The sequence below is a fragment of the Streptomyces sp. NPDC046261 genome (genome assembly GCF_040646235.1).
In the GTDB taxonomy this organism is placed as follows: Bacteria; Actinomycetota; Actinomycetes; order Streptomycetales; family Streptomycetaceae; genus Streptomyces.
This window is the reverse complement of record NZ_JBEYZU010000024.1, coordinates 76651-87671: the sequence shown is the minus strand read 5'-3', so window position 1 is coordinate 87671 and position 11021 is coordinate 76651. Positions and strand designations below refer to the sequence as shown.

9 protein-coding genes are annotated in these 11021 nt (G+C 71.4%); 8 read left to right on the top strand and 1 reads right to left on the bottom strand.

The window, feature by feature from the left end:
- Positions 1-131: 131 nt before the first annotated feature.
- Positions 132-632 carry a transcriptional regulator BldD gene (gene bldD / locus ABZ956_RS27930; RefSeq protein WP_004948690.1) on the bottom strand — a complete coding sequence of 167 codons (501 nt, stop codon included), beginning with the start codon at positions 630-632 and terminating at the stop codon, positions 132-134.
- A gap of 197 nt (positions 633-829) precedes the next feature.
- On the opposite strand from bldD, the gene pyrR reads away from it, so the two are divergent.
- The 8 genes from pyrR (at position 830) to pyrF (ending at position 10902) form a co-directional block, all read left to right on the top strand.
- Positions 830-1399, top strand: coding sequence for a bifunctional pyr operon transcriptional regulator/uracil phosphoribosyltransferase PyrR (pyrR, locus tag ABZ956_RS27925; RefSeq protein WP_361899353.1), 570 nt, complete (start codon positions 830-832; stop codon positions 1397-1399).
- A 108-nt stretch (positions 1400-1507) separates the two neighbouring features.
- Positions 1508-2497 (top strand): aspartate carbamoyltransferase catalytic subunit, encoded by a 990-nt coding sequence (locus ABZ956_RS27920; RefSeq protein WP_361899350.1) that lies wholly within the window; start codon positions 1508-1510, stop codon positions 2495-2497.
- Positions 2497-3810: a dihydroorotase gene (locus ABZ956_RS27915; RefSeq protein ID WP_361899347.1), complete on the top strand. Its 1314-nt coding sequence runs from the start codon at positions 2497-2499 to the stop codon at positions 3808-3810. Before ABZ956_RS27920 ends, ABZ956_RS27915 begins: the two co-directional genes overlap by 1 nt.
- Positions 3807-4388 (top strand): hypothetical protein, encoded by a 582-nt coding sequence (locus tag ABZ956_RS27910; protein WP_361899344.1) that lies wholly within the window; start codon positions 3807-3809, stop codon positions 4386-4388. The genes ABZ956_RS27915 and ABZ956_RS27910 overlap by 4 nt, the downstream gene beginning before the upstream one ends.
- A complete protein-coding gene (carA, locus tag ABZ956_RS27905; RefSeq protein WP_361899341.1) occupies positions 4385-5527 on the top strand; it encodes a glutamine-hydrolyzing carbamoyl-phosphate synthase small subunit in 1143 nt (380 codons plus the stop codon). Before ABZ956_RS27910 ends, carA begins: the two co-directional genes overlap by 4 nt.
- Positions 5520-8831: a carbamoyl-phosphate synthase large subunit gene (gene carB, locus ABZ956_RS27900; RefSeq protein ID WP_361899339.1), complete on the top strand. Its 3312-nt coding sequence runs from the start codon at positions 5520-5522 to the stop codon at positions 8829-8831. Before carA ends, carB begins: the two co-directional genes overlap by 8 nt.
- Positions 8832-8911: 80 nt before the next feature.
- Positions 8912-10039, top strand: coding sequence for a quinone-dependent dihydroorotate dehydrogenase (locus ABZ956_RS27895; protein ID WP_361899336.1), 1128 nt, complete (start codon positions 8912-8914; stop codon positions 10037-10039).
- Positions 10036-10902, top strand: coding sequence for an orotidine-5'-phosphate decarboxylase (pyrF, locus tag ABZ956_RS27890; protein WP_361899333.1), 867 nt, complete (start codon positions 10036-10038; stop codon positions 10900-10902). Before ABZ956_RS27895 ends, pyrF begins: the two co-directional genes overlap by 4 nt.
- Positions 10903-11021: the final 119 nt, after the last annotated feature.

Sequence of the window (11021 nt, the reverse complement as noted above, 5' to 3'; positions counted from 1 at the left end):
GCCTTATTGCGCCTTACGGTCCGTCAGTTGAACAGGGCGGCGCACCGCCCCGCCCTCATGCGTCCTCGGCCAGTTCCAACCCAATGGGTTTCCCCCGCCCCCGGCGGTTTGTATGAGGGCCGGACCGGTGGTCAGGCGTCCTCGTGCTGGACGGCGCGGCGCGCGTCGGCGTCGAGCACACCCCAGCTGATCAGCTGCTCGGTGAGCACCGAGGGCGACTGGTCGTAAATGACGGCGAGGGTGCGCAGGTCGTCCTGGCGGATCGACAGCACCTTGCCGTTGTAGTCGCCCCGCTGGCTCTGGATGGTCGCGGCATAACGCTGGAGCGGGCCCGCCTTCTCGGCCGGGACATGGGCGAGCCGCTCCAGGTCCAGGACCAGCTTCGGCGGGGGCTCGGCGGCACCGCCGGGCGTGGTGCCGGGCAGCAGTTCCTGCACGGGCACACCGTAGAAGTCGGCCAGCTCGGCCAGGCGCTGCACGGTCACGGCACGGTCGCCGCGCTCGTACGAACCCACTACGACGGCCTTCCAGCGCCCCTGGGACTTCTCCTCGACACCATGGAGGGAGAGGCCCTGCTGGGTGCGGATGGCGCGGAGCTTGGCCCCGAGCTGTTTGGCGTATTCGCTGGACATAAAGCTCCCCGGACGAAGACTGGTAACTCACTGTGAGGTTACGCAGCGTAATCTCGGTTCGTCAAGCCGAATGGTCCATACCCTGGGCCGTCAGGGGTGGCGGCAAGAGTTCACCGGCGGTCCTGGTACGGTGAAACATGTAAATCCGACGTCCTTTAAAGTCCGTCCCGTGAGGCGGAGAAGGGGGTCCGTTTCGTATGGACGCAATTCCCACCGCGCGTCCCGTGCTCGAAGCACCGGACATCGCCCGGGTTCTGACCCGTATCGCGCATGAGATCGTCGAACGCGCCAAGGGCGCCGACGACGTCGTACTCCTCGGCATTCCGACCCGTGGCGTCTTCCTCGCCCGTCGGCTGGCCGCCAAGCTCGAGGACATCACCGGGGGCAAGACCCCGGTCGGCTCCCTCGACATCACCATGTACCGCGACGACCTCCGGCTGCGCCCGGCGCGTGCGCTGGCCCGCACCGACATCCCCGGTGAGGGCATCGACGGCCGGCTCGTGGTCCTCGTCGACGACGTGCTCTTCTCCGGCCGCACCATCCGGGCCGCCCTGGACGCCCTGAACGACATCGGGCGCCCGCGCGCCGTCCAGCTCGCGGTCCTCGTCGACCGCGGCCACCGTGAACTGCCGATCCGCGCCGACTACGTCGGCAAGAACCTCCCCACGTCGCTGCGGGAGACGGTCAAGGTCCAGCTCACCGAGGAGGACGGCCGCGACAGCGTGCTCCTCGGCGCGGGCGCGACCGCCCCGGCCGACGGGCAGTAGCACTCCTTCCGCGGGTACCGCGTCCCTCGGGTCCCCCCCGGGCCGTTCCCGCGCCGCCGCATGCCCGGCCACAGCCCCCGCATACCTCCTCAACCACGGAGCAACCGGATGAAGCGCCACCTCATCTCGGCCGCCGACCTCACGCGCGACGACGCCGTCCTGATCCTCGACACCGCCGAGGAGATGGCCCGGGTCGCGGACCGGCCGATCAAGAAGCTGCCCACCCTGCGCGGCCGCACCGTCGTCAACCTCTTCTTCGAGGACTCGACGCGCACCCGCATCTCCTTCGAGGCCGCCGCCAAGCGGCTCTCCGCCGACGTCATCAACTTCTCCGCCAAGGGCTCCTCGGTCTCCAAGGGCGAGTCGCTCAAGGACACCGCCCTGACCCTGGAGGCGATGGGCGCCGACGCCGTCGTCATCCGCCACCACGCCTCCGGCGCCCCCTACCGGCTGGCGAACTCCGGCTGGATCGACGGGGCCGTCGTCAACGCCGGCGACGGCACCCACGAGCACCCCACGCAGGCCCTGCTGGACGCCTTCACCATGCGCCGCCGCCTTGTCGGCCGGGACGCCGGCCTCGGCCGCGACCTGGCCGGACGCCGGATCACGATCGTCGGCGACGTGCTGCACAGCCGCGTCGCCCGCTCCAACGTGCACCTGCTGCACACGCTCGGCGCGCAGGTCACCCTGGTCGCCCCGCCCACGCTGGTGCCGATCGGCGTCGAGACCTGGCCCTGCGAGGTCTCCTACGACCTCGACAGCGTGCTGCCGAAGACCGACGCCGTGATGATGCTGCGCGTCCAGCGCGAGCGCATGAACGCCGCCTTCTTCCCCACCGAGCGCGAGTACGCCCGCCGCTACGGCCTCGACGGCGACCGCATGGCCCGGATGCCGCAGGACGCCATCGTGATGCACCCCGGCCCGATGAACCGGGGCATGGAGATCACGGCCGAGGTCGCCGACTCCGACCGCTGCACCGCGGTGGAGCAGGTCGCCAACGGCGTCTCGATCCGCATGGCCGTCCTCTACCTGCTGCTCGGCGGCTCCGAGCCGGCCGTCACGAACAACGCCACCGCCCGCACCGAGGAGAACAAGTAATGACCAAGATCCTGATCCGTGGTGCGAAGGTCCTCGGCGGCGAGCCGCAGGACGTGCTCATCGACGGCGAGACCATCGCCGAGGTGACCCCGTCCGACATCGCCCTACCGGGCGGTGGGGGCCTGAGCGCCGAGGGCGCCCAGGTCGTCGAGGCCGACGGCAAGATCCTGCTGCCCGGCCTGGTCGACCTGCACACCCACCTGCGCGAGCCCGGCCGCGAGGACTCCGAGACGGTCCTCACCGGCACCCGCGCGGCCGCCAGCGGCGGCTACACGGCCGTCTTCGCCATGGCCAACACCTTCCCCGTCGCCGACACCGCCGGCGTCGTCGAGCAGGTCTGGCGGCTCGGCAAGGAGTCCGGCTACTGCGACGTGCAGCCCATCGGCGCCGTCACCGTCGGCCTGGAGGGCAAGAAGCTCGCCGAGCTCGGCGCGATGCACGAGTCGGCCGCCGGGGTGCGGGTCTTCTCCGACGACGGCAAGTGCGTCGACGACGCCGTGATCATGCGCCGCGCCCTGGAGTACGTGAAGGCCTTCGACGGCGTCGTCGCCCAGCACGCCCAGGAGCCCCGCCTGACCGAGGGCGCCCAGATGAACGAGGGCATCGTCTCCGCCGAGCTGGGCCTGGGCGGCTGGCCCGCCGTCGCCGAGGAGTCGATCATCGCCCGCGACGTGCTGCTCGCCGAGCACGTCGGCTCGCGCGTGCACATCTGCCACCTCTCCACGGCCGGCTCGGTCGAGATCGTCCGCTGGGCCAAGTCCCGCGGCATCGACGTGACCGCCGAGGTCACCCCGCACCACCTGCTCCTGACCGACGAGCTGGTCCGCTCGTACAACCCGGTCTACAAGGTCAACCCGCCGCTGCGCACGGAAGCCGACGTCATGGCCCTGCGCGAGGCGCTGGCCGACGGCACGATCGACATCGTCGCCACCGACCACGCCCCGCACCCGCACGAGGACAAGGACTGCGAGTGGGGCGCGGCGGCCATGGGCATGGTGGGCCTGGAGACCGCCCTGTCCGTCGTCCAGCACACGATGGTCGACACCGGCCTGCTGGACTGGGCCCAGGTCGCGGAGCGCATGTCCTTCCGCCCCGCCGCCATCGGCCGCCTCGCCGGCCACGGCCGGCCCATCGCCGCCGGGGAACCCGCCAACCTCACCCTGCTCGACTCCGCTTACCGTGGTGTCGTGGACCCCGCGGGCTTCGCCTCCCGCAGCCGCAACACCCCCTACGAGGGCCGTGAGCTGCCGGGTCGCGTCACCCACACCTTCCTGCGGGGCCGGGCAACGGTCGTGGACGGGAATCTCGCGTGACATCTGCACTGATCAATCTGGCGGCCGGGCAGAAGTCCGCCGACGTCACGGACTGGGCCGCGCGCATCGGCTGGGTCGTCGGGCTGCTGCTCTTCATCGCGCTGCTGTACTGGCTGATGCGCGAGGGCTGGAAGTGGCGCGGCACGCTCCAGGGCGACCTGCCCGAGCTGCCCGCCGCCCCCGCCGAGCCGGGCGAGGCGGGTGAGCCCGTCCTCACGATGACGGGCCGCTACCACGGCTCGACCACCGCCGGGCAGTGGCTCGACCGCATCGTCGCGCACGGCCTGGGCACCCGCAGCCGGGCCGAGCTCACCCTGACGGAGCACGGCGTGGCCGTCGTACGGCCCGGCGCCCGGGACTTCTTCATCCCCGCCGCCGCCCTGCGCGGCGCCCGCCTCGACAAGGGCATCGCGGGCAAGGTCCTCGCCGAGGGCGGCCTGCTCGTGATCACCTGGCAGCACGGCGAGAAGCTGATCGACTCCGGCTTCCGCTCCGACCGGGCGGCGGAGCACTCGGCCTGGACCGAGGCCCTCACCACCCGGCACCACCTGAACCACGACACGGAAGGCGCACGATGACGACCTCCACCAAGGGGACCGGCAAGGTCCCCGCCGTACTCGTCCTGGAGGACGGCCGTACGTTCCGCGGCCGTGCCTACGGGGCCGTGGGGGAGACCTTCGGCGAAGCCGTGTTCTCCACCGGCATGACCGGCTACCAGGAGACGCTGACCGACCCCTCGTACCACCGCCAGGTCGTCGTCATGACGGCCCCGCACGTCGGCAACACCGGCGTCAACGACGAGGACCCCGAGTCCGGCCGCATCTGGGTCGCCGGCTATGTCGTGCGCGACCCCGCCCGCGTCCCGTCCAACTGGCGCTCGCGCCGGTCCCTGGACGAGGAGCTCGCCCGGCAGGGCGTCGTCGGCATCAGCGGCATCGACACCCGCGCGCTGACCCGCCACCTGCGCGAGCGCGGCGCCATGCGCGTCGGCATCTTCTCCGGCGAGACGCTTCCCGACGCGGCCGCGATGCTCGCCGAGGTCCGCCGGGCCCCCGAGATGAAGGGCGCCGACCTCTCCGCCGAGGTCGCCACCAAGGAGACCTACGTCGTCCCGGCGATCGGCACCAAGCGCTTCACCGTCGCGGCGATCGACCTGGGCATCAAGGGCATGACCCCGCACCGCATGGCCGAGCGCGGCATCGAGGTGCACGTCCTGCCGGCCACCGCCACCGCCGAGGACGTCTACGCCGTCAACCCCGACGGTGTGTTCTTCTCCAACGGTCCCGGCGACCCGGCCACCGCCGACCACCCCGTCTCGGTGATGCGCGAGGTCCTCTCCCGCAAGACCCCGCTGTTCGGCATCTGCTTCGGCAACCAGATCCTGGGCCGGGCCCTCGGCTTCGGCACGTACAAGCTGAAGTACGGCCACCGCGGCATCAACCAGCCCGTGCAGGACCGTACGACCGGCAAGGTCGAGGTCACCGCGCACAACCACGGCTTCGCCGTCGACGCCCCGCTCGACGCGGCGACCGACACGCCCTACGGCCGTGTCGAGGTCTCCCACGTCTGTCTGAACGACGATGTGGTCGAGGGGCTCCAGCTGCTCGACCAGCCGGCGTTCAGCGTCCAGTACCACCCCGAGGCGGCCGCGGGCCCGCACGACGCCGCATACCTGTTCGACCGCTTCGTCTCGCTCATGGAGGGCCAGCGTGCCTAAGCGCACCGATATCCAGTCCGTCCTGGTCATCGGCTCCGGCCCGATCGTCATCGGCCAGGCAGCGGAGTTCGACTACTCCGGCACCCAGGCGTGCCGGGTGCTGAAGTCCGAGGGCCTGCGGGTCATCCTCGTCAACTCCAACCCGGCCACGATCATGACCGACCCGGAGATCGCCGACGCCACGTACGTCGAGCCGATCACCCCCGAGTTCGTCGAGAAGATCATCGCCAAGGAGCGCCCCGACGCGCTCCTGCCCACCCTCGGCGGCCAGACCGCGCTCAACACCGCCATCTCCATGCACGAGAACGGCGTGCTGGAGAAGTACGGCGTGGAGCTCATCGGCGCCAACGTCGAGGCGATCCACAAGGGCGAGGACCGCGACCTGTTCAAGGGCGTCGTCGAGGCCGTCCGCGCCAAGATCGGCCACGGCGAGTCCGCCCGCTCGGTCATCTGCCACACCATGGACGAGGTCATCGCGGGCGTCGACACGCTCGGCGGCTACCCCGTCGTCGTCCGCCCCTCCTTCACCATGGGCGGCGCCGGCTCCGGCTTCGCCCACGACGAGGAGGAGCTGCGCCGCATCGCCGGCCAGGGCCTCACGCTCTCCCCGACCACCGAGGTGCTCCTGGAGGAGTCCATCCTCGGCTGGAAGGAGTACGAGCTGGAGCTGATGCGCGACAAGCACGACAACGTCGTGGTCGTCTGCTCCATCGAGAACTTCGACCCGATGGGCGTGCACACCGGCGACTCCATCACCGTCGCCCCGGCGATGACGCTGACCGACCGCGAGTACCAGATCCTGCGGGACGTCGGCATCGCGATCATCCGTGAGGTCGGCGTCGACACCGGCGGCTGCAACATCCAGTTCGCCGTCAACCCCGAGGACGGCCGGGTCATCGTCATCGAGATGAACCCGCGCGTCTCGCGCTCCTCGGCGCTCGCGTCCAAGGCGACCGGCTTCCCGATCGCCAAGATCGCGGCCCGTCTCGCCGTGGGCTACACCCTCGACGAGATCCCCAACGACATCACCGAGAAGACCCCGGCGTCCTTCGAGCCCACGCTCGACTACGTCGTGGTCAAGGCGCCCCGCTTCGCCTTCGAGAAGTTCCCGGCCGCCGACGCCACCCTCACCACCACCATGAAGTCGGTGGGCGAGGCCATGGCCATCGGCCGCAACTTCACCGAGGCGCTGCAGAAGGCCCTGCGCTCGCTGGAGAAGAAGGGCTCGCAGTTCGACTTCACCGGCCCGGTCGGCGACAAGAGCGAGCTGCTGGAGAAGGCCGTCGTGCCCACCGACGGCCGCATCAACACCGTCATGGCGGCGATCCGCGCCGGCGCGACCCCGCAGGAGGTCTTCGACGCCACGAAGATCGACCCGTGGTTCGTCGACCAGCTGTTCCTGATCAAGGAGATCGCGGACGAGCTGGCCGCCACCGAGAAGCTCGGCCCCGAGCTGCTCGCCGAGGCCAAGCGCCACGGCTTCTCCGACGCCCAGATCGCCGCGATCCGCGGCCTGCGCGAGGACGTCGTCCGTGAGGTCCGCCACGCGCTGGGCGTCCGCCCCGTCTACAAGACGGTCGACACCTGCGCCGCCGAGTTCGCCGCGAAGACGCCGTACTTCTACTCCTCCTACGACGAGGAGTCCGAGGTCGCGCCGCGCGAGAAGCCCGCCGTCATCATCCTGGGCTCGGGCCCGAACCGCATCGGCCAGGGCATCGAGTTCGACTACTCCTGCGTCCACGCCTCCTTCGCGCTCAGCGACGCGGGCTACGAGACCGTGATGGTCAACTGCAACCCCGAGACCGTCTCCACCGACTACGACACCTCCGACCGGCTCTACTTCGAGCCGCTCACCCTGGAGGACGTCCTGGAGATCGTCCACGCCGAGCAGCAGGCCGGCCCCGTCGCGGGCGTCATCGTCCAGCTCGGTGGCCAGACCCCCCTCGGCCTGGCCCAGGCGCTCAAGGACAACGGCGTGCCGATCGTCGGCACCTCGCCCGAGTCCATCGACCTCGCCGAGGAGCGCGGCGCCTTCGGCCGCGTCCTGACCGAGGCCGGGCTGCCCGCGCCCAAGTACGGCACCGCCTACTCCTTCGAGGAGGCCAAGGGCATCGCGGCGGGCATCGGCTACCCCGTCATGGTCCGCCCCTCCTACGTCCTGGGCGGGCGCGGCATGGAGATCGTCTACGACGAGCCCTCGCTGGCCGGCTACCTCGAGCGGCACGCGGGTCTGATCTCCGAGCACCCGGTGCTCATCGACCGCTTCCTCGACGACGCCATCGAGATCGACGTCGACGCCCTCTACGACGGCCACGAGCTCTACCTCGGCGGCGTCATGGAGCACATCGAGGAGGCCGGCATCCACTCCGGCGACTCCGCCTGCGCGCTGCCCCCGATCACCCTCGGCGGCTACGACATCAAGCGGCTGCGGGCCTCCACCGAGGCCATCGCCAAGGGCGTCGGCGTACGCGGACTGATCAACATCCAGTTCGCCATGGCCGGGGACATCCTCTACGTCCTGGAGGCCAACCCGCGCGCCTCCCGCACGGTCCCCTTCACCTCGAAGGCGACCGCCGTGCCGCTGGCCAAGGCCGCCGCCCGCATCTCGCTGGGCGCGACCGTCGCCGAACTGCGCGCGGAGGGCATGCTGCCCAAGGAGGGCGACGGCGGCACGCTGCCGCTGGACGCGCCGATCTCCGTCAAGGAGGCCGTGCTGCCGTGGTCGCGCTTCCGCGACATCCACGGCCGTGGCGTGGACACCGTCCTCGGCCCGGAGATGCGCTCCACCGGCGAGGTCATGGGCATCGACACGGTCTTCGGCACGGCCTACGCCAAGTCGCAGGCCGGCGCGTACGGCGCGCTGCCCACCAAGGGCCGGGCGTTCGTCTCCGTCGCCAACCGCGACAAGCGCTCGATGATCTTCCCGGCGCGCGAGCTGGTCGCCCACGGCTTCGAGCTGCTCGCCACCTCCGGCACCGCCGAGGTCCTGCGGCGCAACGGCATCAACGCCACTGTCGTGCGCAAGCAGAGCGAGGGCGAGGGGCCGAACGGCGAGAAGACCATCGTCCAGCTCATCCACGACGGCCAGGTCGACCTGATCGTCAACACCCCGTACGGCACCGGCGGCCGCCTGGACGGCTACGAGATCCGTACCGCCGCGGTCGCCCGGGCGGTGCCGTGCCTGACCACGGTCCAGGCGCTCGCCGCCGCCGTGCAGGGCATCGACGCGCTGACCCGCGGTGACGTGGGCGTGCGCTCGTTGCAGGAGCACGCGGAACATCTGATCGCCGCCCGCGAGGCGTAGGGCGCAAGGAGGGGGACACCGGAAGGTGTCCCCCTCTTCTTGAGCCCCCTCGCCCCGCTCCCTCGCTCAGAAGGCTGGAAATGTACCGTCTCTTCTTCGACCTGATCTTCAAGCGGATGGACCCCGAGAAGGCCCACCACCTGGCCTTTAGCTGGATCCGCCTGGCCGCCGGCGTCCCGGTGCTGCGCACCTTCGTCGCCGCCGTCCTCGCGCCCCGCCACACCGCGCTGCGCACCGAGGCGCTCGGCCTGCGCATGCACGGCCCCTTCGGCCTCGCCGCCGGCTTCGACAAGAACGCCGCCGCCATCGACGGCATGGCCATGCTCGGCTTCGACCACGTCGAGATCGGCACCGTCACCGCCCAGCCGCAGCCCGGCAACCCCAAGAAGCGCCTCTTCCGCCTCGTGGCCGACCGCGCGCTCATCAACCGCATGGGGTTCAACAACGACGGCTCCGCGGCCGTGGCGGAGCGCCTGGCGGCCCGCAAGGCCGTCTTCCGGACGACCGTGGGCGTCAACATCGGCAAGACCAAGGTCGTGCCGGAGGAGGAGGCCGTCGCCGACTACGTCACCTCCACCGAGCGTCTGGCCGCCCACGCCGACTACCTCGTCGTCAACGTCTCCTCCCCGAACACGCCCGGCCTGCGCAACCTCCAGGCCACCGAGGCGCTGCGGCCGCTGCTGAGCGCCGTGCGCGAGGCCGCCGACCGCACCGTCACCTCCCGCCGCGTGCCGCTGCTGGTGAAGATCGCCCCCGACCTGGCCGACGAGGACATCGACGCCGTCGCCGACCTCGCCGTCGAGCTGGGCCTGGACGGCATCATCGCCACCAACACCACCATCGCCCGCGACGGGCTCGGCCTGAAGACCCCCAAGCGCACCGTCGAGGCCATCGGCGCCGGCGGCCTGTCCGGCGCCCCCCTCAAGGAGCGCTCCCTGGAGGTCCTGGCCCGCCTGTACGCCCGTGTGGGCGACAGGATCACGCTGGTGGGGGTCGGCGGCATCGAGACCGCCGACGACGCCTGGGAGCGCATCCTGGCCGGCGCCACGCTGGTCCAGGGCTACAGCGCCTTCATCTACGAGGGCCCGCTGTGGTGCCGGGCGATCCACAAGGGCCTCGCCGAGCGCCTGGCCGCCAGCCCCTACACCACCCTCGCCGAGGCGGTCGGCGCCGCCACCCGCGCCCGTATCTCCGGAGAAGCGAAGTGACCCAGACCCAGCAGACCTCCCCAGAGCCCTTCGGCGCCCGCCTGCGCCGCGCCATGGACGAGCGCGGGCCGCTGTGCGTGGGCATCGACCCGCACGCCGCGCTGCTCGCCGACTGGGGCCTGTCCGACGACATCGCGGGCCTGGAGCGCTTCACGCGCACCGTCGTGGAGGCGCTGGCCGACCGGGTCGCCGTCCTCAAGCCGCAGTCCGCGTTCTTCGAGCGGTTCGGCTCGCGCGGCATCGCCGTGCTGGAGCGGGCCGTCGCCGACTCCCGGGCCGCCGGCGCGCTGGTGCTGATGGACGCCAAGCGCGGTGACATCGGCTCCACCATGGCCGCGTACGCCGCGACCTACCTGGACCCGGCCTCGCCGCTGTTCTCGGACGCGGTCACCGTCAGCCCCTACCTCGGCTACGGCTCGCTGCGCCCGGCGCTGGACCTGGCGCGCGAGAGCGGCGCGGGCGTCTTCGTCCTCGCCCTCACCTCGAACCCCGAGGGCGCGGAGGTGCAGCACGCGGTGCGGGCCGACGGCACGAGCGTCGCGGCGACGATGCTGAACCACCTGAAGGCCGAGAACGCCGGTGCCGCCCCGATGGGCTCCTACGGCGCGGTCGTCGGCGCGACGCTGGGCGGGACACTCGGCGCGGCGGGTGCGGATCTGGCCATCAACGGCCCGCTGCTCGCCCCCGGCATCGGCGCGCAGGGCGCCACCGCCGCCGACCTGCCCAAGGTCTTCGGTTCCGCCGTCGGCGACGTCGTCCCGAACGTCAGCCGCGGCGTGCTGCGGCACGGCCCGGACGTGGCGGCCCTGCGCCGCGCCGCGGAGCGTTTCGCGGACGAGGTCCGGCAGGCGGTGGCGGGCTGACGCGTCCGCGCGCGGGGCCGCCGGGGCTGAGGGGTCGGCTCGACGCCAAAAGCCGGGAACCAAGAAAATTTGTCGGTCATTATGTCCGGAAAAGTCCTGGTCGAGCGAGTCTGACCAGG